Origin of the sequence: Lonepinella sp. MS14436 (assembly GCF_042470565.1) — a bacterium.
Taxonomy (GTDB): Bacteria; Pseudomonadota; Gammaproteobacteria; order Enterobacterales; family Pasteurellaceae; genus Lonepinella.
Genome location: NZ_CP170385.1, coordinates 2137474 through 2162519, shown reverse-complemented (window position 1 = coordinate 2162519; position 25046 = coordinate 2137474). Strand labels below are relative to the sequence as shown.

The window sequence follows — 25046 nt, the reverse complement described above, 5'->3', positions numbered from 1 at the left end:
ACAAAATACAAAAAGGAAAGAATTAAGTAGGATACAGGATAACACACGGTACAGCCGTCTGAAACCTGTCATCTGACCCCTGATTTCCTGATGGTCATAATGCAGTAGCGCCACCTGACTCCATGCCGAACTCAGAAGTGAAATGCTGTGATGCCGATGGTAGTGTTGGGAATCCCAATGTGAGAGTAGGTCGCCATCAGGTGTTTATTTACTTAGTTTATTCATATTGAGTAAACTAACTAAATAAGAATTTTTGGCAGCAATAGTGCAGTAGCTCCACCTGATCCCTTGCCGAACTCAGAAGTGAAATGCTGTAACGCCGATGGTAGTGTTGGGTTTCCCAATGTGAGAGTAGGTCACTGCCAATCACCCTATTTGCGGAGTGGTAGTTCAGCTGGTTAGAATACCTGCCTGTCACGCAGGGGGTCGCGGGTTCGAGTCCCGTCCATTCCGCCAACTTATTTCGCTGATTTAATCAGCTTTCTCTTTACAGGGGCGTAGTTCAATTGGTAGAGCGTCGGTCTCCAAAACCGAATGCTGGGAGTTCGAGCCTCTCCGCCCCTGCCATTTTTCCATTTTCTATTGATTTGTAAAAGTGCGGTCAAAAATTTCCAAGATTTCTGTATTAAATAATTTCAACTAAATTAATTGGTTAATTTCTCCCCTTTGATCTTAATCAATCTTTCTTTATATTCCCCCTTGAATTTCAATCTTTATCTATATATAGTGTTTTTGTTTTTATTTGGCACAATATATTGGGGTTTTGTATGGTTTCTTTTTCTGTAACAAAGCGAGATGGTTCTCATGCTAGCTTTGAAATTCAACGTATTATTAATGCGATTAAAAAAGCGGCAAAAGCGGTAAATATCCAAGATGAACGTTATTATCACAAAATTGGTCAGCAAGTTTGTGAGGAGATTTTTAGTTTATATAAAACAGACATTGATATTAGCCATATCCAACATATTGTAGAAAATAAATTAATGGTGAGTGAATACCCGCAAGTAGCAAGAGCTTACATTGAATATCGTCATGATCGTGATTTGGCTCGTGAAAAACGTAGTCTGCTTACTCAAGAAATTGAGGGATTGATTGAACAAACGAATATGGAAGTGCTAAACGAAAATGCGAACAAAGATGCCAAAGTTATCCCGACACAACGAGATTTATTAGCAGGGATTGTCGCCAAGCATTATGCGAAACACTATTTATTGCCGAAAGATGTGGTTGAAGCTCATGAAAAAGGCGAAATTCATTATCATGATTTAGATTATTCCCCTTTTTTTCCAATGTTTAACTGTATGCTAGTGGATTTGAAAGGCATGCTAACCCATGGTTTTAAGATGGGGAACGCAGAAATTGAGCCACCAAGATCGATTGGCACAGCAACTGCTGTTACGGCACAAATTATCGCTCAAGTGGCAAGCCATATTTATGGCGGAACAACCATTAATCGTATTGATGAAGTCCTTGCTCCCTATGTACAAATTAGTTATGAAAAATTGCTCAAGATTGCCCAAGATTGGCAAATCCCCGATCCGCAAGGTTACGCTCAAACATTAATTGAGAAAGAATGTTTTGATGCTTTCCAATCTTTAGAATACGAAGTGAATACCTTACATACAGCGAATGGTCAAACGCCTTTTGTGACATTTGGTTTTGGTTTAGGTACAAGTTGGCAGGAACGCTTGATTCAAAAATCTATTTTGCGTAATCGTATTCGTGGTTTGGGGAAAAATCATAAAACACCTGTTTTCCCTAAACTTGTGTTTACGATTAAAAAAGGGGTGAATCAAGCCACTCAGGATCCCAATTATGATATTAAAAAGCTGGCATTAGAATGTGCCTCAAAACGTATGTATCCTGATATTTTAAATTATGATCAAGTGGTAAAAGTCACTGGCTCATTCAAAGCCCCGATGGGTTGCCGTAGTTTTTTGGGTAAATATGTAGAAAATGGGCAAGAAATTCATGATGGACGCAATAATCTAGGTGTGGTTAGCTTAAACTTACCTCGTATAGCCCTAGAAGCCGAAGGCTCAGAACAACAGTTTTATCACATTTTGGATCAGCGTTTAGCCATGGCTAAAAAAGCCTTGCTTACTCGCATTGCTCGGCTTGAAAAAACCAAAGCTCGAGTTGCCCCAATTTTATATATGGAGGGTGCTTGTGGCGTACGATTAAAAGCAGATGATTATGTGGCGGATATTTTCAAAAACGGTCGAGCCTCTATTTCGTTGGGATATATTGGTATTTATGAAACGGTTAATGCCCTTTATCATGCAGGACATATTTTTGATAAACAGGATTTGCGTGAAAAAGGGATTGAGATTGTGAAGTATTTAAATCAAGCGGTTAAACAATGGACGCAAGAAACAGGCTATGCCTTTAGTCTTTATTCGACCCCAAGTGAAAATCTTTGTGACCGCTTTTGCCGCTTAGATACGAAAAAGTTCGGTGTGATTGATGGCGTGACTGACAAAGGATACTATACCAATAGCTATCATTTAGATGTTGAAAAGAAAGTGAATCCATACGATAAATTGGATTTTGAAATGCCTTATCCGCCTTTAGCCAGTGGTGGTTTTATTTGTTATGGTGAATATCCCAACGTCCAACATAACCTTAAAGCGTTAGAAGATGTATGGGATTATAGCTATGATCGAGTCCCTTATTATGGCACCAATACACCGATTGACGAATGTTATCTCTGTGGTTATTCAGGTGAATTTGAATGTACGAGCAAAGGGTTTACCTGTCCGAAATGTGGCAACCACGATAGCAACACCGTATCGGTGACTCGCCGTGTATGTGGTTATTTAGGTAGTCCTGATGCTCGACCTTTTAATCCAGGTAAGCAAGAAGAAGTGAAACGTCGAGTCAAACATTTGTAAAGGCAAAGTGCGGTATTTTTCCGAAAACTTTTGTCAAAAGCACCGCACTTTTTTAATGATATGAACTATTTACAATATTATCCTGTAGATATCGTTAATGGCGAAGGCACACGCTGTACCCTTTTTGTGAGTGGTTGTGAACATGCTTGTAAAGGTTGTTATAATCAAAAAAGTTGGTCATTTAGTGCGGGTTTGCCTTTTAATCGTGCGATGGAAGAACAAATTATTCAGGATTTACAAGATACGAGAATTAAACGCCAAGGATTAACACTTTCTGGCGGCGATCCCTTACACCCTCGCAATGTGGAATCATTGTTACCTTTTGTTAAACGGGTAAAACAACAATGCCCAGATAAAGATATTTGGCTCTGGACAGGTTATAAATTAGCGGAACTTAATGATCAGCAACGTCAAATGTTACCCTATATTGATGTGTTAATTGATGGTAAATTTATCCAACAACTAGCTGATCCTAGCTTGATTTGGCGTGGTTCGGCTAATCAGGTAATATATCGGTTAAAGGATATAGATTAATAAAAGTGCGGTGAAAAATTTCGAAGAAATTTTAACATTGCTTGTCAAGGCTTTGCCTTATAAAAAAATCTCGTACTAATGTACGAGATTAGATGTAATGTTATGGTTGATTAACTTTTATATAGAACGTAAAACTAATTATTATTGGTTTTTAATTGATTAATCTTTTCTTTATTAAAGAAATAATGTGTCCCACAGCATTCACACTGCATATCAATGCTACCGTTATGTTCAGCAAGGATCTGATCAATTTCATCGTTAGAAATCAACATTAATGCCGCTCCAGAACGTTCAGCAGAACAACCGCAATGGAATTTGATGTTCTGAGCAGGATAAATTTCTACGCTTTCTTCATGGTATAAGCGATAAAGCATTTCTTCAGTGCTTAAACCAAAAATTTCTTCATCTTTTATGGTCGCTGTGAGAGTGGCTAGATGCTCAAAATCTTCTGGCGATCCTTGACCATCAGGCATAATTTGTAACAACATTCCTGCGGCAACTGGTTTGCCGTCAAATTCACCAGTACGAATAATTAATTGCGTTTGTAGCTGTTCAGAACGTACAAAGTAATCTTCTAAACATTCGGTAATGGTGGGTTTGTCTAAAGCAATCACTCCTTGATAACGTTCACCATCTGTTGGAGCAATGGTAATCACTAACACACCTTTGCCGATCATCTGGTGTAAACTCATATCATCAGTAATATCGCCTTGCAAGCGAGCTAAAGCACGGATTTGTTGGCTATCAGAACCATTTACTAAAGCGAGTTTTAATGCACCATCCCCTTGAATTTGTACGGTAATATTGCCGTTAAATTTCAATGTGGCAGTTAATAAGGTTGTGGCAACCATCATTTCACCGAGTAAATTTTGTACGGCTTTGGGGTAGTGATGTGTGTTTAATGTATCTATAAAACTTTGATTTAAGCGAACCCATTCACCACGCACCGCACGGTTTTGAAATAAGTAGCGGTAAAGTTTATCATTATCTTTGGTATAGTCAGTCATTTTGTTTATTTATTCCTTAATATAAAAAGTGCGGTATTTTTTGGGCGCATTTTTTTGATTTACATTGCTATATGAGGCTAAATTATCCTTTTACAAGGTATCATCCTGATGTTTGAATTGAATTAACTCACGCCGTTCTTTTTTATTGGGGCGGCGATCAGGGTGTGGCATAGTATTCATTTTGCGAGCTAATGCCATTTTTTCTCGCACAATGATGCTTTGTTCTGTTTCACGATACAGTAATTGTGCTTCTGGGGCACCACGGCGTTGGGTGGAAAGTGCGGTGACTTTTATCTCTTTTTCTTCATTACCTTGGCGTAATTTAATGTTAGCCCCCACTTCCACAGTTTTATTCGGTTTAGTGCGTTGACCATTATAATGAACTTTGCCTCCGTCAATCATTTCTTTGGCAATAGTACGTGTTTTATAAAAGCGAGCTGCCCATAACCATTTATCTAAACGAACCTCATCATCTTTATCTGATTCGCTATATGATTTTTTTGATTTGTTATTTGCCATTATTTTTCCTTAAATCCGTGATGAGTTTATGGTATCGTGATTATTATTTTTTGTAAAACAAGAGATCATAAAATGAAATCATTTTCTGAAAAAAAATTACCCGAAATTTTGGAGATTAGCACGGCTTGCCAATCTCGTTTATTTACCATTCAATCGGTTGAACTCAAATTCTCGAATGGAATTCACCGCACTTATGAGCGTTTTAAATCCTCTGGTCGTGCTGCCGTGATGGTATTACCTATTGAGGGAGAGGATTTATTAATGGTGCGTGAATATGCTGTCGGGACGGAACGCTATGAACTCGGCTTTTGTAAAGGTGGTATGGAACAAGGAGAAACGCCAGAGCAATGTGCCAATCGAGAATTACAAGAAGAACTCGGTTTAGCGGCAAATCAATTTGTGCATTTGCGTACAGTAAACTCAAATCCTACTTTTATGAATAATCCAATGCATATTTTATTGGCACAAAATTTTTATCCATCAAAATTAGTCGGAGATGAACCTGAACCGCTAGAGATTGTGCGTTTTCCTTTAGTTAAGTTGGATGAATTAATCAACAATAGTGAATTTAGTGAGAGTAGAAATTTGGTTGCCGTTTATGTTTTACGCGATTATTTAAAGAATTTACAAAAATAACGGAGAAAAACAAATATTTTTTAACAAACTGTGTTAAATTTTATATGAGAATATTTCTGCTATTTCTTTATGAGGATAAATTGCAGTAATATAAAAACACTTTTTTATAATCAAGGAACAAATTAATGTCAACAAATCAACAATCGTTAAAAGAATTAACCCTGAGAGGGACAATTCTCGGAGCGTTAATTACGGTAGTATTTACCGCATCCAATGTTTATTTAGGATTGAAAGTAGGGCTAACTTTTGCTTCTTCCATTCCAGCTGCCGTGATTTCCATGGCGGTATTAAAATTTTTCAAAGATGCGAATATTCTTGAAAATAATATGGTACAAACCCAAGCCTCATCTGCGGGTACCTTATCTTCGGTAATTTTCGTGTTGCCAGCTATGTTAATGCTAGGTTATTGGCAAGGTTTTCCATTCTGGCAAACCCTATTGATCTGTATTTCAGGTGGTGTCTTGGGAGTGATCTTTACCGTGCCATTACGTAATGTTATGGTGGTAAAAAGTGATTTACCTTATCCAGAAGGGGTTGCCGCCGCTGAAATTCTGAAAGCTGGTGATGATCATTCTGCGGATAGTGGAATTAAAGAAATTGCGACTGGCGGTGTGATTGCCGCCATCGTGGGTTTTGCCACTAACGGATTACGTGTTATCGCTGATGGTGCGAGTCTTTGGTTTAAAGGTGGTAATGCAATTTTCCAAGTACCGATGGGCTTTTCGTTGGCATTATTAGGTGCGGGTTATCTGGTCGGTATCGTGGGTGGTATCGCAATTTTACTTGGCATCTTCATTGCTTGGGGCGTAGCAGTGCCGTATTTTACATCTGCTTCTCCAATGCCAGTAGATGCTGATATGGTCGGTTATGCAGTTGGTATTTGGAAAAGTAAAGTACGTTTTATCGGGGTAGGAACGATCGGTATTGCGGCAATTTGGACATTATTAGTGTTAATGAAACCGATGGCACAAGGTATGATCCAGTCATTCCGTGCGTTAAGAGATCCAAACTTCAAAAATAATGACCGCACTACGCAAGATTTATCACCTAACGCAATGATTTATATCAGCATTATTTCGGTGGTATTGATTGTATTGGCACTATATAGTTTCTTGCAACCAGTAAGTATTGAGCCTGTGGTAGCGATTAGCTTAGTTGTGGTTTGTACACTACTGGCTTTTGTGATCGGTTTCTTAGTGGCTGCGGCTTGTGGTTATATGGCGGGTTTGGTTGGTTCATCATCTAGTCCAATTTCTGGTATCGGTATTATTTCGGTCGTCATTACGGCGATTGTGTTGATGTTAATCGGGTCATCTACTGGTGTATTAGATACGGCTGAAGGTCAAAAATTCTTAACAGCATTAACCTTATTTAGCTGTTCTATCGTAATCTGTACAGCGGCGATTTCTAACGATAACTTACAAGATTTAAAAACAGGTTATTTAATTGAAGCAACGCCTTGGCGTCAACAGGTTGCGTTGATTATTGGGGTAATTGTCGGTGCTTTAGTGATTGCTCCAGTGCTTGATATTCTCTATTATTCTTATGGCTTTACTGGTGCGATTCCACGTGAAGGTATGGATCCAAGTCAAGTACTTTCTGCACCGCAAGCAACATTGATGATGACCATTGCGAACGGTATTTTCTCACATAATTTAGAATGGGGTTATATCTTCTTTGGTATCGGTTTAGGCGTAGTTTTCATTATTATTGATAGCTTATTAAAAAAATCGTCCAATAATCGTTTTGCCCTACCCGCATTAGCAGTTGGTATGGGGATTTATTTACCACCATCAGTGAATGCACCGATTGTGGTTGGAGCGGTTTTAGCTTGGTTAATTAATCGTCATTTAGACAGTTATGCAAAACGTACTGGCAAAAATGTAGCTGAAGTGAAGAAAAATGCTGAACGTTACGGCACCTTATTTGCTGCGGGTTTAATTGTTGGTGAAAGTTTAATCGGCGTATTGCTTGCCTTTATTATCGCTGGCTCAGTAACCTCTGGCGGTTCAGATGCACCATTGGCGTTAAGTTTAGAAAACTGGGGAGAAACTGCTGATATTCTCGGTTTAATGGTCTTTACTGCTGGTATCGTAATTTTCACATTACGTGTACTTAAAGCGAAAAAATAATATAATAAACGCTCTCAAGTGAGAGCGTTTTTAGTTTATTGATCAACTAAAAATTTTTTGTTTATAACTTTGCTCTTTGCGTAAACGGAGAGAGCGAAGTTATTATCTATAACATATATTTGTCAGTGAATTGAACAGTTAAAGTGCGGTCTAAATTCTGTTAATATTGGCATATCTTATAGTGTGAGAAAGAAAATAGGAACGAACTGTGAAAATAATTATTCTTGGTGCTGGACAAGTTGGTACAACACTGGCAGAGAACTTGGTGAGTGAAGATAACGATATTACTTTGGTGGATAATAATCCTGAACACCTTGCTAATCTACAAGATAAACACGATTTGCGAGTAGTTATTGGTTCTGCCTCATTCCCAAGTGTACTGCGTGAAGCAGGTGCAACAGATGCGGATTTATTAGTAGCAGTAACGAATTCTGATGAAATTAATATGGTAGCAAGCCAAATTGCTTATACCCTATTTCATACGCCTACTAAGATTGCTCGAATTAGAAGTGCAGAATATCTACGTGAAAAAGAAAAGTTATTTAATCCAGATGTTATCCCTATTGACCATATTATTTCACCTGAAAATCTAGTAACAGAAGATATTGTTCGCTTAATTAATTACCCTGGGGCATTACAAGTTGCACATTTTGCGAATAAAAAAATTAGTGTAGTGGTGTGTAAGGCTTATTATGGTGGTCCATTAGTGGGGTATGCCATTTCTGCCTTGCGAGAGCATTTACCGCATATAGATTGTCGAATTGTGTCTATTTTTCGCCAAGATAAAGCCATTCGTCCACAAGCATCTACTATTATTGAAGCTGGTGATGAAGTAACGTTTATTTGTGCCACTGAACACGTTAAAGCGGTTATGTCTGAATTACAGCGATTAGAACGTCCATATAAACGCATCATGATTGCAGGGGGGGGGAATATTGGTTTAAGCGTTGCCCAAAAATTAGAGAATAATTGTACGGTGAAGCTAATTGAACGTAATGCAGAAAGAGCAGCACAATTAGCCGAAAAATTGTCTAATACTTTGGTTTTTCACGGTGATGCCTCGGATTACAGTTTATTATTTGAAGAACAAATTGAGAATATGGACGTTTTTATTTCCTTGACGAGCGATGATGAAGCGAACATTATGTCAGCTTTATTAGCGAAACGGCTTGGTGCTAAGAAAGTGATGGTGCTAATTCAACGCATGGCATATATCAATTTAATACAAGGTGGAGCAGTGGACATTGTGGTATCACCACAACAGGCAACTATTTCCGCCTTGCTAGGATATGTTCGCAAAGGCGATATTATTAATGTGTCATCACTTCGTCATGGTGCAGCAGAAGCATTAGAAGCGGTTATACATGGTGATGAAACCAGTTCAAATATTATTGGTCGGAAAGTGAGTGAATTAAAATTACCAAATACTGCGTTAATCGGGGCAGTTTTACGTAATGGCGAAGTGATTATTGCCCGTAAGGATTTGATTATTCAAGATAATGATCATGTGGTAGTTTATCTTGCAGATAAAAAACAAGTGTCAGAAATTGAAAAGCTATTTCAGCCGACAACGTTTTTTATCTAAAAATATACAAAAAAGCTATACAAAATGCTCAAAATTTATATAATATACACTCTTTTTAACATTTAAATTTATAAGGGAAAAGATTTATGAGCTTTATGAAAGAATTTCGTGAATTTGCCATGCGTGGCAATGTAGTTGATATGGCTGTCGGTGTGATCATCGGTGGTGCATTTGGTAAAATCGTGAGTTCACTAGTTGGTGATGTAGTAATGCCTGTATTAGGTATTCTCACTGGTGGTGTGGATTTCAAAGATTTAAAAATCGTATTAGCAGAAGCTGTCGGCGAAACGCCAGCAGTAACTTTAAATTATGGTATGTTTATCCAAAACGTATTTGATTTCATTATTATTGCATTTGCTATCTTTATGATGGTAAAAGGTATCAATAAATTGAAAAAACCAGTGGAAGCAGCTCCAGCTGGTCCTACAACTGAAGAATTACTTACTGATATTCGTGAATTATTGAAAAAATAATTTCTGATTAGATGTTAAAAAGAGCCCCGAATAATTTCGGGGTTTTCTCATTTTTCCGTTCTCAACACGGAAAATCTAGGTGAAACGCTGAGATAGGAAAACTAAATTTTCCTTAATTTCGCATAATAAAACCCATCTCCACCTAATTCTGTTGATAAAAATTGCATACCAATTTCACCATCAATTTGATCAAATGGCAATGCTTCCAGCTTCGCATCCCTATTTTCTATTAAGAATTGTGTAATTTGTTGGTTATTTTCTTCGGGTAGCACGGAACAAGTCGCATAAAGCAAGATCCCATTTGGTTTTAATTTCGCCCAAAGTGCAGTGAGAATTTTTTTCTGTAGTTGAACTAACTGATCAATATCATTTTCTTGACGCAACCATTTAATATCAGGGTGACGGCGAATAACTCCAGTGGCAGAACAAGGAGCATCTAATAAAATTCGATCAAATTGCACCACAGTTTGCTTGCCGATAATAGACTTTGCTACCTGTGGCAACCATTGTTCAGGCTGACTTGCATCACCACAAATCACCAAGGCTTTTTGTTGTAAGCGAGCTAAATTTTCTTCCACACGTTTTAAACGACTCTGCTCGACATCTAATGCCACCACTTTAGCTTGCGGAGCCAGTTCTAAAATATGAGTAGCCTTTCCCCCTGGAGCAGAACAAGCATCTAAAATCAATTCGCCATTTTGTCCACCCAGTAAAATGGCTGACCATTGAGCGTGTAGATCTTGTACTGTTACCCAACCATCTGCAAAATAAGGTAATTTTTGCACCGCAGTTGGTTGAGCCAAACGTAAGGCATAAGGATTATTATCAGTAAAACTGACTAACTCGGTTTCCGCTAATAGTAGCTGCTGATAGTCTTTCGCTGTGCAATGTTGCGGATTAACGCGAATCCACATCGGTGGTTTCTGATTATTTGCTGCAACAATGTCACGCCAGTTTGGATAGGCTTTCTTCAATTTATTCACTAGCCATTCAGGGTGATTGGTCTGCCAGTGTTTATCGACTACTGCTAAGACTTCATCTTGTTCCCGTAAGAAACGACGTAATACGCCATTAATTAACCCACGGAAACTCTCACATTTGAGTATTTTAGTGGCATTCACCACTTCATTAATTGCCGCATGAGCAGGAATTCTGGTGTAGAGTATTTGATATAATCCTACCAACAATAAACAATGCACAATGCGAGTTTTCCCTTTTAACGGCTTATCTACCAATAAACGAATAATCCATTCTAAACGTGGCAACACTCGGCAAATCCCGAAACAGATTTCTTGCAATAATGGTAAATCCTGAGCTTTTACTTGGCTTTGGATTTCAGGAATTAAAGCCGATAAGGACTTACCCTGATCGAATACTTGCAAAATGACCTGTGCAGAAACCGCTCTGACTTCCATGATTCGGCTTGAAAGTGCGGTGTTTTTTGGCGAATTTTTTGGCGTTCTCATAACACATCACCTACTTTAAACCAGTCGGCACGTCCATTTAGGAAATCTTGTACAGACATCGGTTTTTTGCCAGAAGGTTGCAGTTGGGTAATATTCAACACACCTTGCGTAGTCGCAATTTGTACCCCTTTTTTATCGACAGCTAGTACAGTACCAGCAGTTTTATCTTGATGCGGTAATACATCGGCTTGATAAATTTTTACTCGCTCTTGCACATCATTGATGTTGAGGATCAAAAATGCGACTGGAGCAGGATTAAACGCTCGAATATTGCGTTCCAACTGTTCAGCGGATAATTGCCAATTTAATTGAGCCTCGTCTTTGCTTAATTTATCTGCGTAAGTTGACTGGCTATCATCTTGTTTTTCTGGTAAAAATTTGTCGTTGGTTAAGTTATCCAACACCTCGATCAATGCTGCTGGAGCAAGCTCTGCCAGTTTATGATACAGACTAGCGGAAGTTTCTTTTGATGCAATATCACAATAGACTTTATGCAACATATCACCCGTGTCTAACCCTATATCCATTTGCATAATCGTTACGCCAGTTTGTTTATCACCTGCCCAAATAGCACGTTGAATGGGTGCAGCACCTCGCCAACGGGGTAAAATCGAACCATGTACATTTAAGCAACCGAATTTAGGTGCTTGTAATACCGCTAAAGGTAAAATTAAACCATAAGCGACCACCACCATGACATCTGCATTTAAACTTGCCAGTTCAACTTGAGCGTCTTCTTTGCGTAAGGATTTTGGTTGATAAACTGGTAGATGATGCTGTTCGGCAAGTTGTTTTACTGGGCTGGCTTGTAGTTTTTTGCCCCGTCCCGCAGGTTTGTCGGGTTGGGTATAGACAGCAATGACATTGTGTTGGGAGTTCAATAATGCTTGTAAATGTTGTGCGGCAAAATCGGGTGTGCCTGCGAAAATAATGTTTAATTTTTGCATAAGATTAATGTGCTACGCTATGTTGAGAGTTAATGGATTAAATAATAGCGTTTTCTTTCTATGGGATGCAACTAAATTTAATTATTTGTTAAAAACGATTAAATTGCAGTTCGGTTTGCACTAAAAGTTAAATAAATGTAAACTATTCGCATTATAAAAAATTAAGGATAGACAATGAAACACCAATCATTTTTGCAGTCCACTTTCGCTTTGGCATTTTTAGTCGCATTTCCAACTCTTGCTTTAGGTGCAGAAGATTCAACTCAAAATGAACAGCAACGTGAATTTAATCGCCGTTTTGACGATCAACGTGTGAGTGACAGAAGTTTAGATCAGCAAATTCAATCACAACAAGCTGCACAAAATAAACCACAAAAAATTGCTCAAGGTGAAACACATTCTTTATCCATTACTAAAGAAGAACTGGCTCAACAGCCTGAATTAGTAATTCGAGCCTTACTACCAGCACTTGCTCAAGGCAATGTGGAAACAGTGGCTATTTTATATCCTATTTACCAGAAAATTGACACCAAATGGCAAGATCCCTTATTAACTCAGTGGCAACAAGCTATTTTGGCAAAAAAAGAGCAAAATTATAATCAGTCTATCCGCTTATATCGTGAGATCTTGGCAGATAAAAACGATATTTTACCAATCCGTTTACAGTTAGCCACAGTGTTATTTGAAAACAAAGAATATGATGCTGCTGAAGGGCAATTTGAGAAATTGCGTAGCGAAAATCTCCCGCCTAATGTGGCAGGGTTGATTGATGCCTATATTAATGCCATTCACCAACAGGATCGTTGGAGTTTTGGCGGTGGTTTTACGTATTTAAATGATCCGAACATTAATAATGCCCCAAAATCTGGCACGACTTATGGTAATTGGATACCACCTAAACGGGAATCTGCACAAGGATTTGGTTATAATCTTGATGCGAGTAAAAAATGGTCGTGGGGAAATGGGTTTTATCACCAATTAGATCTTTCTTTGTATGGTAAATATTACTGGGATAACAAAAAATTCAATGAAATGACCATGCACGGTGGCTTGGGTTTAGGCTATCAAACAGGGCGTTCCGATTTGAGCCTAATTCCTTTTATGGAGCAGACACTCTATGCTGGCGGACGTGAAATAAGCGAAAGTTTAAAACGTTTCTCCAAATCTGGTGGCGGTACTCTGAGTTTCAGCTATTGGCTTAATCCAAAATGGCAATGGCGAGCAAATTATCAATACAGTGAACAACGTTACACCGAGCGTAAGCATCTTAATGGTAACACGCATTATATTTCTACTGGCTTGAGTTATTTACGCAATGCTCAACAATATTGGTATGTTAATTTAAGCTACAACCGCACCAGTACTCGAGATGCGGATGACAGCTATATTCGCCGAGCCATCAATCTGGGCTGGGTACAAGAATGGGGCAAAGGTTTATCGACTCGAGTGAATTTAAGTTATGGGCAAAAGCATTATAAAGGACCGATGCCAATTTTTAATATTACGCAACGTAATAAGGAATATGGAGCAGCAGTTTCCGTATGGCATCGTGCTTTCCATTACAAAGGCATTACACCACGCTTAACCTATAGCTATCACAAGACTAAAAGTAATCACGTTTTCTATACCTATGATAAACATCAGGTTTATTTGGAATTAAGCAAAAGATTTTAATCTTTCTTTATTTTTAGGGAGTATATTAGTAAACTTTGTCCCCATCGACTATATAGGGACAAAACTTCCTAATTTTCCACCGCACTTTTCAGCTTTCTTTTCGAAAAATATTCCTTTTTTATCCGAAAACCCAAATTTGTATAAATAGTATTCAGTCTTAGTTCGTTGCTTTACCGTTTCAGCCTAAAAATTAACAAAAATTTAATAAATTTATACAAATGATATTTATTTGTATTTGCATTTGTTAAGGGGAATTATTATCATAAGCACCGATGTTAAGTTTGAAAGCTAATTTAACAGGTTGGTTTTTAAATTTGACATGATAAAAATTTTTATAATCTAATGGAGAATTTTGCTATGAAACCAATTCAAATTGCTTTTAAACTCAGTGCGATAGCATCTGTAGTTTTATTGGCGGGTGTTCTTTCAGCTTGCTCAACAAGTAATCCAGTTGAAGTGCGTAATGATAACCCAACTGCTAATAATCCAATGAATAATCAAAACAGTGGCGGATCCAATGGTGGTACAACGGATAGTGGTTCAAGTGGTAGTAGTTCAGGCAGTGGCACCTCAGATAATACAAAACCGACAGAACTTTCTTATATTCGCGGTAAAATTCCTACTGATGCTACACAAGTCAGTGGATCTTATGTTGAACGGGTACATGGGCAATCTGTTGGTAATCCAATCGACCAATCTGATCAAACTATTCCATCAGGTGAAAAAGCCAATATTGAATATACCGAAAAACTTGGTCTTTCGGGGAAAGACACCAAAGTTGCTCAAGAGGGGGATTACGCCACATTCCAAGGTACGCATTTATCAGAACGTATTGCGGAACAACGTGCCAAAGATCAGGACTTTTTTACTTTCGTAGATGACGATGCGTCAGGTTCTAATAAGTGGGGCTATCTTAGTATTATGCGTGTTTATGGCATTAATTTAGATTCAGCTTTATGGGGCATAAACGTTGGTGTACCTGATAGCCCAATACATCATGGTGACTATGCTTTTGCTCAAGGTTTTGCGACCGATAACGCTCAGATTCCAACGAGTGGAACAGCAAAATATAAAGGACGTGCCGTATTACAAGTGGGCGAAGCTGGGAAATATTTAGCTACTGGTCCAGATGATGATCATAATATTAGCGTAAAAAATGTCAAAATTGGGGATGCAGAATTTGATGTAGATTTTGATAAAAAATCTCTTGATGGAAAAATCACAGCAACCAATCAAAACTTCTTTACTAAACCTGTAGAAAGTAATGTATTCGATCCGATTTCCCTAAGTGCCAAAATTTCAGACAATCGTTTTGTCGGTGAAAAAAATGGTGTTACAACCAATGGACAATTCTATGGTGAAAATGCACAAGAAATGGCAGGGATCTTTTCTAATCCAACACAAAATTTATTCGGTTCTTATGGTGCAAAAAAAGGGTTAACCGAGGCTCAGATCCCAAAAGAGGAACCTAAAAAGGATGATCAAATTACAGATACTAAGCCAGATCCAGTACCAGAACCACCAAAAACGCAGGAAAAACAACTTGTAGGTACGCAAATGCGATTTAATGATGATGACAATATCGCTCTTTTAGATAGCCATAAGGTAAATAATTACATCATAGACAGCGTTACGGTAAATGAGGACGGCAGTTTGAACCTAATTTGGAAACACGAAAAAGGTGGTGAAAAAGTTAATGATACATTAAAAACATACAATTTAGTTGATTTATTATCTAATCCTTCAGTTCCTAAAGAGGCTAAATATGACTATCAAAATCTAATTAACTATCCAGAGATAGGTTACGTTTATATTGATGAGTATTATGCCAATTTATTGAACCTAAAACATGGTTATGTTGCACAAAAAAGAAGTGGATATCGTTCAACTGTGTTAGGTGAAATTACACCAACAGAAAATATGCCAACTTCAGGCGTGATTAATTATAAAGGGTTAGCGGCTGTTGGAAATAATATCAGAGGAAAACAATACCAAGATGTTATCCATACGGGAACAGCAGAATTTCAGGCGGATTTAGATAATAAAAAATTAACTGGCACAATAACACCAGATACTAAAACTGCTAGCCAAGACTACCTTGATGATTATGCAAAAAATCCTGAATCTATGCACTTAGGTGAAGTCTTTTATTTTAATCAAGTCAAACCTATTAGTTTAAGTGCTCATATTAACGGTGCTGAATTTGCTGGCACGGATCAAGAGAGCAAAATGATAACAAAAGGGATGTTTGTTGGGCAGAATGCAGATGAAGTTATTGGTCGGTTCTCTCGTGATACGGCTAATGAAGAAGCAGGAACAACAACACATACATCTGGCGTATTTGGTGCGAAAAAACAATAAAACCTAAACTTTCACCCTGCTTTTTCTCAAAGTGCGGTTAAAAATATCAATATTTTCACCGCACTCTTAAGCACAAGAGTGAGGGGCAATCCATCGCACAACGAGTAAGATTATCTGGAGCAATTTATGCAATTCAAACTTAATAAACTGACTTATGCACTTATTATCTGTACGAGTTTAAGTGTTTATGCAGAAGATAGCACTCAACTTGACACCATTCAAGTGACTGCAGAAGCACAACTCAAACAAAGCCTAGGCTCATCAGAAGTACATAGCAAAGAAATTCAACAACAAGGTGTGGCAAATGATATTGCGGAAATTGTCCGTAAACAACCTGGGGTAAACCTCACGGGTAATTCTGCATCTGGGCAACGTGGTAACAACCGTCAAATTGATATTCGTGGCATGGGACCAGAAAACACCCTAATTTTAGTGGACGGTAAACCTGTTCGATCCCGTAATGCAGTGCGTTACAGCCGTCGTGGCGAACGTGATACTCGAGGCGATTCCAACTGGGTGCCAGCTGAAATGATTGAACGTATTGATGTATTCCGAGGTCCATCCGCTGCCCATTATGGTGACGGTGCTGCTGGTGGGGTAGTGAATATTATCACCAAAAAACAATTTGACCGCTTATCTGGTGGTATTGAAACCTATTATTCTCGTCCTTATCACAAAGAAGAAGGGGATAGCCGTCGGGTTAATTTTAACTTAATGACACCTCTGGGTGAACATTGGGGGTTACGCTTATATGGTAACTATAATAAGACGGATGCGGATAAATGGTATATTAATGTTATTCCTTATGTGAAACAACATCATACTCTACCAAGCACTTTCACTGCAGGGCGTGAGGGTGTGAAAAATCGTGATGCTAATGTATTGTTACGCTATATGCCAAGCGATAAACATATTTTTGATATGGAATATGGTTATAGCCGTCAAAATAATATTTATGCTGGCGATTCACAATTAAGTGGTTCTAGCACTACATTGTTAACCAATCGGATACAAGGCAATACGGTAGATGATTTAATCGGAAAATCCACCAATATTATGACTCGAAAAAATGCATCATTGACTTATACAGGTAATTGGGGACGTATTTCCAATAAAAGTTATGTACAATACGAATGGACAAATAATAAACGCTTTAACGAGGGACTCAACGGTGGTGGCGAGGGGATGATTACCGAAAAGCGTGAATGGATTGAATCCAAATTACGCAACCTTGATATAAAATCTGATACTTTTATTGATTTTGCTACCAAAATACCACAAACCTTAACCATTAGTTTTGGATATTCACAAGCTAAGTTAAACGATCCGAATATTGGTAAGCCCTCAGGTTATGGGATTGCATTGGATCAGTTAGCAGGGCATACGGATTCTCATTATAAAACTCGAAAATTTAGTGTGAATTTGGAAGATAATATCGGTGTGACTTCTAAATTCACTGTAGTGCCAACACTTTCCTTTGAGCATCATAATGTGGTGGGGTCTAGCGTTAATCCAGCGTTAAATTTGTGGTATAACTTAACCGAAAATTTAACCTTAAAAACAGGGGTAGCTCGAGCCTATAAATCACCGAATATTCACCAACTTGCTCCAAACTATCGTTTATATAGCTATGGTGGAGGTTGCTATCAAGGTTATCGACCTTGTTATGTGGAAGGTAATGAGAACCTGAAAGCGGAAAGTAGTATTAATAGTGAAATTGGGTTGGAATATAATGATGATCGGATTAATACTAGCATTACTTATTTCAATAATGATTATCGAAATAAAGTGGATGTGGGTCATGAGCTATTTGCAAAAGCTGGTAATACTTATGTGTTTAAATATTATAATGTACCCAAAGCCTTGGTGCGTGGTTTAGAGGGGACTTTTAACTGGAAAATTACGGATAAAATCCATTGGAATAATAACTTCACTTATATGATGAAGTCAGAAAATAAAACCACGGGTGAGAAATTGTCAATTACACCGAAATATACTATTAACAGTGGTTTAGGTTGGCAGATTATGGATGCCTTAAGTACCCAGTTAGACTTTACCTTATATGGTCGCCAGACCACTAAAGTATTACGGGGAGACGGAACCAGATTTGTCAATGGTGCCGATCGGGCATCTTATGCTATTTGGTCGATTAGTGGTCGTTATGATTTCAACAGAAACTTCCACATTCGTGGTGGGGTGAAAAATATTTTTGACAGAAACCTGTACCGTACTGGTAGTGGAGCAAACACTTATAATGAACCAGGTCGATCCTATTTTGTTGGATTAGGCATGACATTTTAGGTAATAAGCTAACGAAGTAGGGACGAATAATTGATGTTCGTCCCTTTTTGATGAGAAAGTGCGGTGTTTTTTGCTTAAGTTTAAGCATTACCACGAGCAATTTGTTTTTGTAATTTGACTAATTTCTCTTTAATACGGTTACGCTTGAGTGGCGATAAATAATCTACAAATAACACGCCATTTAAGTGATCAATTTCATGTTGAATACAAATTGCCAATAAGCCATCTGTTTCAAAGGTAAATTCTTCACCCTGACGATTCAATGCTTTCACCGTGACTTTTTCTTTGCGAGGCACTAATCCACGAAAACCTGGAATGGATAAACAACCTTCTTCAATACCCGTTTCGCCCGAACTTTCCAAAATTTCAGGATTGATCAATACGATCTGATTGGCTTTATCTCCTTCAATATCAATGGTAATCACACGTTTATGTACATTCACTTGTGTTGCAGCTAGTCCGATGCCTTCATGTTCATACATGGTTTCAAACATATTGTCGATAAAAGTTTGTAATTCATCATTAAATTCAGTGACAGGCTCCGCAATATTACGTAGCTGTTCATCGGGATAAATTAATATATTTAATAAGCTCATAATGGTTAAATAATATAGAATAAAAAAGTGACCGTATTTTAGCAGATTCATAGAAAAATAGGAGAAAATAAACCGCACTTTGGCGGATTATTTTTATTCTCTTTGCATACATAATAGCGTAATATAGCTACAATGTTGACAAGTATGATAGAGGACATATAATGGACAATCAATCAATCAATCAATCAATCAATCAATCAATCAATCAATCAATCAATCAATCAATCAATCAATCAATCAATCAATCAATCAATCAATCCCTGTACTAAAATTAAGACATGGTAATTTTAAATTATTACCCCATGATTTAATTAGTTTTTGGGCAACAGAGTATGGAGAATGGTCTGAGCTTGAAGTGATGTTATTTGGTAAGTTATTGGATCAGCATGATAATGTTATTGAAGTCGGCTCAAATCAGGGGATGCACTCTGTACCGATTGCTCAATTTATTCCGAAAGGTAAATTGTTTTGCTTTGAACCGCAACGTATCGTTTTTCAGCATTTATGTTGTAATATCACGTTAAATAATCTGTTAAATGTTTATTGCTATAATCAAGGTGTGAGTGATGAATGTGGAAACACCGAGATTGAAGCATCAGATTATCAAACAGATTGGAATTATGGTAGTTTTTCCATTGATAAAGGATTTAGTACTGAAGGTAAATTTGTAGGTGAAGTACATCGGGAAACAATATCCTTAATTACCTTAGATAGTCATCCCGAGATTCAGAAACTGGCATCATTACGATTATTAAAAATTGATGCTGAAGGGTTTGACTTGAAAGTCTTAGCTGGTGCGAAACAGACAATTGCAAGACATAAACCAGTTATTTTTATTGAGGTTCATAGCGATTCTATTATATCCACTAAAAGATATTTGGAATCAATTGATTATTCTTGTTATTGGTTTATTTCTAATCGTTATCAGAAAAACAATTTTTTTGAAAATTCAAAAGAGATAAAAGGATTAGATACTAATTTTGTTTGTTTTCATTGCACTGCCGTTGAGAATAATGGCGTGCCAGATTATTTAGTACCAGTGAATGAGGCTACGCTTAATCGGGTACCGATAATGCAACTAGGATAATCAACTGTTATAAAAAACCCAGCGTAGCTGGGTTTTTCGTTCAATCTAAATAATAAATAATTATTCTGCAACAACAATAACGTTTATTGCTGCGAATACTTCACCGTGAAGTTGGAAACGAATGTCGTGATCACCGATGGTACGTAAAGGACCAGTGGATAAACGAACTTCTGATTTTTCTACTTTCACGCCAGCTGCCGTTACCGCTTCAGCTACATCACGAGTGGTGATAGAACCGAATAAACGACCGCCGTCACCTGCTTTAGAAACGATAGTGACTGATTCTAATGCGGTGATTTGTGCTGCACGAGCTTGTGCTTCCGCTAGATTTGCAGCTGCTTTTGCTTCTAATTCAGCACGACGTGCTTCAAAGTGTTCAATGTTAGCTTTGGTTGCCATAACAGCTTTTCCTTGTGGGATTAGATAGTTACGTGCAAAACCTGATTTAACATTTACTTGATCACCTACGTTACCTAGGTGAACAATTTTATCTAAAAGAATTACTTGCATTACCGTGTTCTCCTTAATTACTGATGATTGTCAGTGTATGGAAGTAACGCTAAATAGCGAGCGCGTTTGATTGCACGGGCTAATTGACGTTGATACTTCGCACGAGTACCGGTAATACGGCTTGGGACAATTTTGCCGCTCTCTGTGATATAGTTCTTTAATGTAGGAATATCTTTATAATCGATTTCTACTACATTTTCCGCTGTGAAACGGCAGAACTTACGACGACGGAAATAACGTGCCATTTGGCTAGTCTCCTAATCTATAAATTCGATTTGCTCGGCATGCAATACTAATTGGTTTAAGCCGTTGGCTTGTTTATGTGAGCTAATAAAGCCCACTACCAATAATTGGCTGCCGACCGTAATGCTTTGAGTGAGTTGAATTAATTGATTGCCACTAATTTGGATTGGTATTTTGCACCACGCTTGACGCTTTAGTCCAACTTCGATTTGTTCGGAACGATGTTCTAAATAAAATCGGCAATGTTCAATACCGTTCGGGCTTTTCGATCGTTTGGGTAAATCAGCGACAGTGCCGATTAACGATAAACGATTATCAATGTTCAAATTACTCCTCAGCATCCTCAAAATCGTTGGTTTCAACTTCAGCTAAAGCTGGACGACGATCGTCTTTGGCTTTAACCATTGGGGACGCTTCTGTTACGGCGTGCTTAGTACGAATAATTACGTTACGAAGAATAGCGTCGTTGTAACGGAATGTTGTTTCTAGCTCGTCGATTACTTCTTGAGGCGCTTCTACATTCATTAGCACATAATGTGCTTTATGTAATTTGTTGATTGGGTAAGCTAATTGACGGCGACCCCAATCTTCTAAGCGATGAACTTGACCGCCAGCTTCTGTTACAGAACCTGTATAACGTTCAATCATGCCTGGTACTTGTTCGCTTTGGTCCGGATGAACCATAAATACGATTTCGTAGTGACGCATTACTGCTCCTTACGGGTTAATCAGCCTCCGACGGTAAGACCAGTCACCAATCTTGCGGAAGCAAGGAACTAAAATGGATGTGACTGTAGGGAGCGAATTATACAGCAATATTAAGGGAATTCAAGTAGAAATTGACTAGAAAAAGACCGCACTTTAAAAAAGTGCGGTGAAAAAGAATTAACTTTCTTGTTGCGAATGAAAAACTAGAGCATGACGCATTGCAATGCTATGTTTTGATGATCTTAAACGTCGAATACGAGCTGTTCTGCGAGTTTGTTCTGCAAAGGATTTATTGGTTTTTTTTAAGTGAGATTTACGCTTTACTGCCATAATTACCTCTTTTTTGATCGATTAATTTGTTCTTTTACTTAATTAACTTGTTCTTGTTGATTTTCTTGTACTCGATGATAATTGATAATGCTATTCATATAGCGGCGAATATTTTCCACATATTGAAAGGCTTCATAGCCACGAGCATAACCATATTTTAAATTGCTGTAATAACGCTTTTCGGCTAATAATGGTAGATTATTTTTTACATCTGACCAATTATCGGGATCGCCACCTAAATTTTTAGTTAATCGGCGAATATCAAGCATGTGACCTAAGCCCATATTATAGCCTACTAGTGCGTACCAAATACGATCCTCTTGTGGAATACTATCTGGCACTTGTGAGATTAGCCAATGTAAATATTCTGAACCAGCTTTAATGCTTTGTTCTGGATCGGTTCGATCTCTAATTTTCATACGTTCTGCGGTGGCTTTGGTTAGCATCATCATGCCACGTACGCCAGTAGGTGACGTAGCATCTTTATCCCAATGAGATTCTTGATAAGCAACGGCAGCCAATAATCGCCAGTCTAAATCACCCTGATATTTTTCAAAAAGTGCGGAGTATTTTGGTAAAATATTTTCAATGGCGTTGGTATAAGAACGCATATCCACATAATCGAATTTGGAAAAATGATTAAAGTATTTTTCTTCGATATGAGCAATTAAGCCATTTTCAATCGCCCCATTCATAAAGTCTAATAAGGCAGCTTGTAATTCATTATATGAGCTGTTAGGCAAATACCAATGCACCGTAGATTCGTCAGTAACATCAAAAGCCACCGCAATTTGCGGTCTGACTTGCTGAATAGCGGACACATCAATAGAATTTGCAATGGTATAGGCAATTTTTCCTTCCGCCACTTGTAATAATAATGCTTCTTGGCTTTGTTTGTTATCAATCGACCAACGTAATTTTGGAATAGTTTCTTTTTTTTCTTGTAAAATACTCTCTAATTCTGAACCACCAGCAATCACCACCTCATTTGAAAGTTGAGCGAGCGAACTCGGGCGTGGTTGACCTTTACGATAAACTAATTGCCAAGATGCAGAATAATAAGAAGGACCAATTTGGAAATTATCGGTTTTTTTACTTTGATAAAGTAAATTTGCCGCCGCAATATCGATTTCATTATTGTTTAACGCATCAAATAATGCTTCGCTGTTATCTAATGTCTTGATTTCTAATTGAACGCCGAGATAATCTGCAAAGGCTTTACTAAGTTCATACTCTAATCCTGTTTCGCCATTTGCATCAATAAAATAGGAAACAGGATTATTAATTGTGCCAACCACTAAAGTTTTGTTTTGTACAATCTTGGAATAATGGTTAGATTCAGATCGCATTATTTGTTGCCAAGGGAAAACCATATCAATCGCCCACAACAATAATGCGATACTTGTCACAATCCGTAAAAATAGTCCTTTCATTTAAGAGTTAAAGTAATTTAACGGGGACTTTGACGACGAGTTTTTTCAATTTTGCCACTTTACCATTGACATTAACGCAAGGCTTATGCGGTTCGTAAGGTAAAAAGACGACAAACATATTTGGACGCATGAGAATAGTATTTTTATCAGCAAATTCACTATCCGTCACTTGATAGTCATCATCGGCATGATATTCTTCATAGCGTGATAAATCAGGTGTGGCGATGCCATATTCAATATTTTCTGCCCCTTCAATTAACAGTTGCACATCAATGTAGTCGTGGTGCAATTCAGCTTTTTTGCTTTCAGACTCCCCCGTTTCTGGCGACATTACGTTCATATAAATTTCGTCAGTTAAATCGTGACGACCATTTTCTAATCCAGCTAAATTCAAAGTCTTTAAATGTTCGCACACATCGACGATCACTTTTGGTAAGCCACGAGCGTAGTCTGCATTAGTTAAATTGCCAGTAAACATTATGATTCTCCTTAATAGATAAAATAGTTATTTTTTCACCGCACTTTATGTGCATTACGGAAATAATACTACAATCGTTGATAAATTTGCTAAAAAATTCTACGAATAATTCAGAATATTTTTGAAAAACTAGACTTACATCACAGTTTTGCATATAATCACCGCACTTCTCTGATTGCCCCCTTAGCTCAGTCGGTTAGAGCAGGCGACTCATAATCGCTTGGTCACTGGTTCAAGTCCGGTAGGGGGCACCAAAAATTTCCTATCCTTTCAATCCTGTGTTAAAATTTACCACTTTAATATAACATAGAAAATACATAATGAATTTAACCGATTTTTTAATCAATAAATTAGATGATTTGAAAGCGACTGATATTCAAACCATTGATGTGAGAAAGAAATCATCTATTACTGATGAGATGATTATTTGCACGGGAACATCTAGTCGCCATGTTGCTTCCTTAGCTCAAAAACTGATTGATGAAAGCAAACAAGCTGGCTTTGAAACCTTTGGTGAAGAGGGCAAAGCCACTGCTGATTGGATTGTGGTAGATTTTGGACAAGCTATTGTGCATATTATGCAAGCGGATAGCCGTGAGCTTTATCAACTTGAGAAACTTTGGGCTTAACTTCCTAAAATTAAGCAAAAATTGACCGCACTTTTATGAAAATACAACTGATCGCTGTAGGAACAAAAATGCCAGACTGGGTAAAAACAGGCTTTGAAGAATATCAACGTCGTTTTCCGAAAGATATGCCATTTGAATTGGTAGAGATTGTGGCGGGCAAGCGTGGTAAAAATGTGGATATTAAGCGTATTTTAGAGCAAGAGGGTAAATCAATGTTGGCGGCTTGCGGTAAGGGCAAAATTGTAACCTTAGATATTCCTGGGAAACCTTGGTCAACCACAGAGTTAGCACAGCAATTAGAAAGCTGGAAAAATGACGGTCGGGATATTTGCTTATTAATTGGTGGTCCTGAGGGATTGTCACCAGAATGTAAAGCCGTGGCGGAGCAAAGTTGGTCATTATCACCATTGACTTTGCCACATCCTTTAGTGCGTGTAGTGGTGGTGGAAAGCCTATATCGGGCTTGGTCACTTACTACCAATCACCCCTATCATCGTGAATAA

General features: G+C 37.9%; 24 protein-coding genes, 3 tRNA genes and 2 rRNA genes. 17 read left to right on the top strand and 12 right to left on the bottom strand.

Translation table 11 applies throughout. The features are described from left to right. The first annotated feature begins 86 nt into the window (after window positions 1-86). The 6 genes from rrf (O1Q81_RS10455) (at window position 87) to nrdG (ending at window position 3428) form a co-directional block, all read left to right on the top strand. Window positions 87-202: ribosomal RNA gene (gene rrf / locus O1Q81_RS10455) — 5S ribosomal RNA — on the top strand. Window positions 203-252: 50 nt separating this feature from the next. Continuing rightward, a 5S ribosomal RNA gene (rrf, locus tag O1Q81_RS10450) occupies window positions 253-368 on the top strand. Window positions 369-379: 11 nt separating this feature from the next. Next, window positions 380-456, top strand: a tRNA-Asp gene (locus O1Q81_RS10445). 35 nt (window positions 457-491) lie between these two features. Then, window positions 492-567 (top strand) — tRNA-Trp (locus O1Q81_RS10440). A gap of 200 nt (window positions 568-767) precedes the next feature. Further along, on the top strand, window positions 768-2894 hold the full coding sequence (nrdD, locus tag O1Q81_RS10435) for an anaerobic ribonucleoside-triphosphate reductase (RefSeq protein WP_386697563.1): 2127 nt from the start codon (window positions 768-770) through the stop codon (window positions 2892-2894). A 60-nt stretch (window positions 2895-2954) separates the two neighbouring features. Continuing rightward, window positions 2955-3428, top strand: coding sequence for an anaerobic ribonucleoside-triphosphate reductase-activating protein (gene nrdG / locus O1Q81_RS10430; RefSeq protein ID WP_386694918.1), 474 nt, complete (start codon window positions 2955-2957; stop codon window positions 3426-3428). Between the two features lie 134 nt (window positions 3429-3562). On the opposite strand, the gene hslO is transcribed toward nrdG, so the two are convergent. Continuing rightward, window positions 3563-4435: an Hsp33 family molecular chaperone HslO gene (gene hslO / locus O1Q81_RS10425; RefSeq protein WP_386697560.1), complete on the bottom strand. Its 873-nt coding sequence runs from the start codon at window positions 4433-4435 to the stop codon at window positions 3563-3565. Between the two features lie 90 nt (window positions 4436-4525). Further along, a complete protein-coding gene (gene hslR, locus O1Q81_RS10420; protein WP_386687641.1) occupies window positions 4526-4954 on the bottom strand; it encodes a ribosome-associated heat shock protein Hsp15 in 429 nt (142 codons plus the stop codon). A gap of 72 nt (window positions 4955-5026) precedes the next feature. Here hslR and nudE point away from each other — a divergent pair, with 72 nt between their 5' ends. The 4 genes from nudE (at window position 5027) to mscL (ending at window position 9780) form a co-directional block, all read left to right on the top strand. After that, window positions 5027-5590 carry an ADP compounds hydrolase NudE gene (nudE, locus tag O1Q81_RS10415; protein ID WP_386694914.1) on the top strand — a complete coding sequence of 188 codons (564 nt, stop codon included), beginning with the start codon at window positions 5027-5029 and terminating at the stop codon, window positions 5588-5590. A 125-nt stretch (window positions 5591-5715) separates the two neighbouring features. After that, window positions 5716-7722 carry an OPT family oligopeptide transporter gene (locus tag O1Q81_RS10410; protein ID WP_386697557.1) on the top strand — a complete coding sequence of 669 codons (2007 nt, stop codon included), beginning with the start codon at window positions 5716-5718 and terminating at the stop codon, window positions 7720-7722. Window positions 7723-7930: 208 nt separating this feature from the next. Beyond that, a complete protein-coding gene (trkA, locus tag O1Q81_RS10405; protein ID WP_386687633.1) occupies window positions 7931-9307 on the top strand; it encodes a Trk system potassium transporter TrkA in 1377 nt (458 codons plus the stop codon). A gap of 86 nt (window positions 9308-9393) precedes the next feature. Continuing rightward, window positions 9394-9780 (top strand): large-conductance mechanosensitive channel protein MscL, encoded by a 387-nt coding sequence (gene mscL / locus O1Q81_RS10400; RefSeq protein WP_386687631.1) that lies wholly within the window; start codon window positions 9394-9396, stop codon window positions 9778-9780. 101 nt (window positions 9781-9881) lie between these two features. On the opposite strand, the gene rsmB is transcribed toward mscL, so the two are convergent. Together rsmB and fmt are read right to left on the bottom strand one after the other, a co-directional pair. Further along, window positions 9882-11246, bottom strand: coding sequence for a 16S rRNA (cytosine(967)-C(5))-methyltransferase RsmB (gene rsmB, locus O1Q81_RS10395; protein ID WP_386697554.1), 1365 nt, complete (start codon window positions 11244-11246; stop codon window positions 9882-9884). Next, a complete protein-coding gene (gene fmt, locus O1Q81_RS10390; protein WP_386697552.1) occupies window positions 11243-12193 on the bottom strand; it encodes a methionyl-tRNA formyltransferase in 951 nt (316 codons plus the stop codon). Before fmt ends, rsmB begins: the two co-directional genes overlap by 4 nt. Window positions 12194-12367: 174 nt before the next feature. Between fmt and O1Q81_RS10385 the strand changes: the two genes are divergently transcribed. From O1Q81_RS10385 to O1Q81_RS10375, 3 genes are all read left to right on the top strand, one after another. Next, window positions 12368-13867, top strand: coding sequence for a porin family protein (locus O1Q81_RS10385; RefSeq protein WP_386697549.1), 1500 nt, complete (start codon window positions 12368-12370; stop codon window positions 13865-13867). A gap of 357 nt (window positions 13868-14224) precedes the next feature. After that, a complete protein-coding gene (locus tag O1Q81_RS10380) occupies window positions 14225-16228 on the top strand; it encodes a transferrin-binding protein-like solute binding protein (protein ID WP_386697546.1) in 2004 nt (667 codons plus the stop codon). Window positions 16229-16354: 126 nt separating this feature from the next. Next, window positions 16355-18529 carry a FepA family TonB-dependent siderophore receptor gene (locus O1Q81_RS10375; RefSeq protein WP_386697543.1) on the top strand — a complete coding sequence of 725 codons (2175 nt, stop codon included), beginning with the start codon at window positions 16355-16357 and terminating at the stop codon, window positions 18527-18529. Between the two features lie 80 nt (window positions 18530-18609). Here the strand turns inward: O1Q81_RS10375 and def are convergent, their stop codons facing one another. Beyond that, window positions 18610-19125, bottom strand: coding sequence for a peptide deformylase (gene def, locus O1Q81_RS10370; protein ID WP_386687623.1), 516 nt, complete (start codon window positions 19123-19125; stop codon window positions 18610-18612). A 358-nt stretch (window positions 19126-19483) separates the two neighbouring features. On the opposite strand from def, the gene O1Q81_RS10365 reads away from it, so the two are divergent. Then, window positions 19484-20212: an FkbM family methyltransferase gene (locus tag O1Q81_RS10365; protein WP_386698654.1), complete on the top strand. Its 729-nt coding sequence runs from the start codon at window positions 19484-19486 to the stop codon at window positions 20210-20212. Between the two features lie 60 nt (window positions 20213-20272). Here O1Q81_RS10365 and rplI read toward each other — a convergent pair whose 3' ends face one another. From rplI to nanQ, 7 genes are all read right to left on the bottom strand, one after another. Beyond that, window positions 20273-20722, bottom strand: a complete 450-nt coding sequence (rplI, locus tag O1Q81_RS10360) for a 50S ribosomal protein L9 (RefSeq protein WP_386687619.1) — start codon at window positions 20720-20722, stop codon at window positions 20273-20275. A gap of 17 nt (window positions 20723-20739) precedes the next feature. Beyond that, window positions 20740-20967, bottom strand: coding sequence for a 30S ribosomal protein S18 (gene rpsR, locus O1Q81_RS10355; protein WP_100288780.1), 228 nt, complete (start codon window positions 20965-20967; stop codon window positions 20740-20742). A gap of 12 nt (window positions 20968-20979) precedes the next feature. Further along, window positions 20980-21306, bottom strand: coding sequence for a primosomal replication protein N (priB, locus tag O1Q81_RS10350; RefSeq protein ID WP_386687617.1), 327 nt, complete (start codon window positions 21304-21306; stop codon window positions 20980-20982). Next, window positions 21293-21673 carry a 30S ribosomal protein S6 gene (gene rpsF / locus O1Q81_RS10345; protein WP_386687615.1) on the bottom strand — a complete coding sequence of 127 codons (381 nt, stop codon included), beginning with the start codon at window positions 21671-21673 and terminating at the stop codon, window positions 21293-21295. The genes priB and rpsF overlap by 14 nt, the downstream gene beginning before the upstream one ends. A gap of 177 nt (window positions 21674-21850) precedes the next feature. Beyond that, window positions 21851-22003, bottom strand: coding sequence for a hypothetical protein (locus O1Q81_RS10340; protein WP_386687613.1), 153 nt, complete (start codon window positions 22001-22003; stop codon window positions 21851-21853). A gap of 38 nt (window positions 22004-22041) precedes the next feature. Further along, complete coding sequence (mltF, locus tag O1Q81_RS10335) at window positions 22042-23436, bottom strand: membrane-bound lytic murein transglycosylase MltF (protein ID WP_386687611.1); 1395 nt, start codon at window positions 23434-23436, stop codon at window positions 22042-22044. 7 nt (window positions 23437-23443) lie between these two features. After that, a complete protein-coding gene (nanQ, locus tag O1Q81_RS10330; RefSeq protein WP_386697540.1) occupies window positions 23444-23914 on the bottom strand; it encodes an N-acetylneuraminate anomerase in 471 nt (156 codons plus the stop codon). A 177-nt stretch (window positions 23915-24091) separates the two neighbouring features. Here nanQ and O1Q81_RS10325 point away from each other — a divergent pair. The 3 genes from O1Q81_RS10325 (at window position 24092) to rlmH (ending at window position 25046) form a co-directional block, all read left to right on the top strand. Continuing rightward, window positions 24092-24168: transfer RNA gene (locus O1Q81_RS10325), tRNA-Ile, on the top strand. Between the two features lie 66 nt (window positions 24169-24234). Then, window positions 24235-24543 (top strand): ribosome silencing factor, encoded by a 309-nt coding sequence (rsfS, locus tag O1Q81_RS10320; RefSeq protein ID WP_386687600.1) that lies wholly within the window; start codon window positions 24235-24237, stop codon window positions 24541-24543. A gap of 35 nt (window positions 24544-24578) precedes the next feature. Continuing rightward, window positions 24579-25046 carry a 23S rRNA (pseudouridine(1915)-N(3))-methyltransferase RlmH gene (rlmH, locus tag O1Q81_RS10315; protein ID WP_386697538.1) on the top strand — a complete coding sequence of 156 codons (468 nt, stop codon included), beginning with the start codon at window positions 24579-24581 and terminating at the stop codon, window positions 25044-25046.

What these genes read in the sequence shown, in the direction of transcription:
- nrdG (WP_386694918.1), top strand. Translation starts at nt 2,955, where the DNA reads ATGAACTATTTACAATATTATCCTGTAGATATCGTTAATGGCGAAGGC.
- hslO (WP_386697560.1), bottom strand. Translation starts at nt 4,435, where the DNA reads ATGACTGACTATACCAAAGATAATGATAAACTTTACCGCTACTTATTT.
- O1Q81_RS10410 (WP_386697557.1), top strand. Translation starts at nt 5,716, where the DNA reads ATGTCAACAAATCAACAATCGTTAAAAGAATTAACCCTGAGAGGGACA.
- O1Q81_RS10385 (WP_386697549.1), top strand. Translation starts at nt 12,368, where the DNA reads ATGAAACACCAATCATTTTTGCAGTCCACTTTCGCTTTGGCATTTTTA.
- mltF (WP_386687611.1), bottom strand. Translation starts at nt 23,436, where the DNA reads ATGAAAGGACTATTTTTACGGATTGTGACAAGTATCGCATTATTGTTG.
- nudE (WP_386694914.1), top strand. Translation starts at nt 5,027, where the DNA reads ATGAAATCATTTTCTGAAAAAAAATTACCCGAAATTTTGGAGATTAGC.
- O1Q81_RS10375 (WP_386697543.1), top strand. Translation starts at nt 16,355, where the DNA reads ATGCAATTCAAACTTAATAAACTGACTTATGCACTTATTATCTGTACG.
- rpsF (WP_386687615.1), bottom strand. Translation starts at nt 21,673, where the DNA reads ATGCGTCACTACGAAATCGTATTTATGGTTCATCCGGACCAAAGCGAA.
- O1Q81_RS10340 (WP_386687613.1), bottom strand. Translation starts at nt 22,003, where the DNA reads ATGGCAGTAAAGCGTAAATCTCACTTAAAAAAAACCAATAAATCCTTT.
- O1Q81_RS10380 (WP_386697546.1), top strand. Translation starts at nt 14,225, where the DNA reads ATGAAACCAATTCAAATTGCTTTTAAACTCAGTGCGATAGCATCTGTA.
- nanQ (WP_386697540.1), bottom strand. Translation starts at nt 23,914, where the DNA reads ATGTTTACTGGCAATTTAACTAATGCAGACTACGCTCGTGGCTTACCA.
- mscL (WP_386687631.1), top strand. Translation starts at nt 9,394, where the DNA reads ATGAGCTTTATGAAAGAATTTCGTGAATTTGCCATGCGTGGCAATGTA.
- rlmH (WP_386697538.1), top strand. Translation starts at nt 24,579, where the DNA reads ATGAAAATACAACTGATCGCTGTAGGAACAAAAATGCCAGACTGGGTA.
- O1Q81_RS10365 (WP_386698654.1), top strand. Translation starts at nt 19,484, where the DNA reads ATGTTATTTGGTAAGTTATTGGATCAGCATGATAATGTTATTGAAGTC.
- rplI (WP_386687619.1), bottom strand. Translation starts at nt 20,722, where the DNA reads ATGCAAGTAATTCTTTTAGATAAAATTGTTCACCTAGGTAACGTAGGT.
- nrdD (WP_386697563.1), top strand. Translation starts at nt 768, where the DNA reads ATGGTTTCTTTTTCTGTAACAAAGCGAGATGGTTCTCATGCTAGCTTT.
- priB (WP_386687617.1), bottom strand. Translation starts at nt 21,306, where the DNA reads ATGCTGAGGAGTAATTTGAACATTGATAATCGTTTATCGTTAATCGGC.
- def (WP_386687623.1), bottom strand. Translation starts at nt 19,125, where the DNA reads ATGAGCTTATTAAATATATTAATTTATCCCGATGAACAGCTACGTAAT.
- rsfS (WP_386687600.1), top strand. Translation starts at nt 24,235, where the DNA reads ATGAATTTAACCGATTTTTTAATCAATAAATTAGATGATTTGAAAGCG.
- hslR (WP_386687641.1), bottom strand. Translation starts at nt 4,954, where the DNA reads ATGGCAAATAACAAATCAAAAAAATCATATAGCGAATCAGATAAAGAT.
- rsmB (WP_386697554.1), bottom strand. Translation starts at nt 11,246, where the DNA reads ATGAGAACGCCAAAAAATTCGCCAAAAAACACCGCACTTTCAAGCCGA.
- fmt (WP_386697552.1), bottom strand. Translation starts at nt 12,193, where the DNA reads ATGCAAAAATTAAACATTATTTTCGCAGGCACACCCGATTTTGCCGCA.
- rpsR (WP_100288780.1), bottom strand. Translation starts at nt 20,967, where the DNA reads ATGGCACGTTATTTCCGTCGTCGTAAGTTCTGCCGTTTCACAGCGGAA.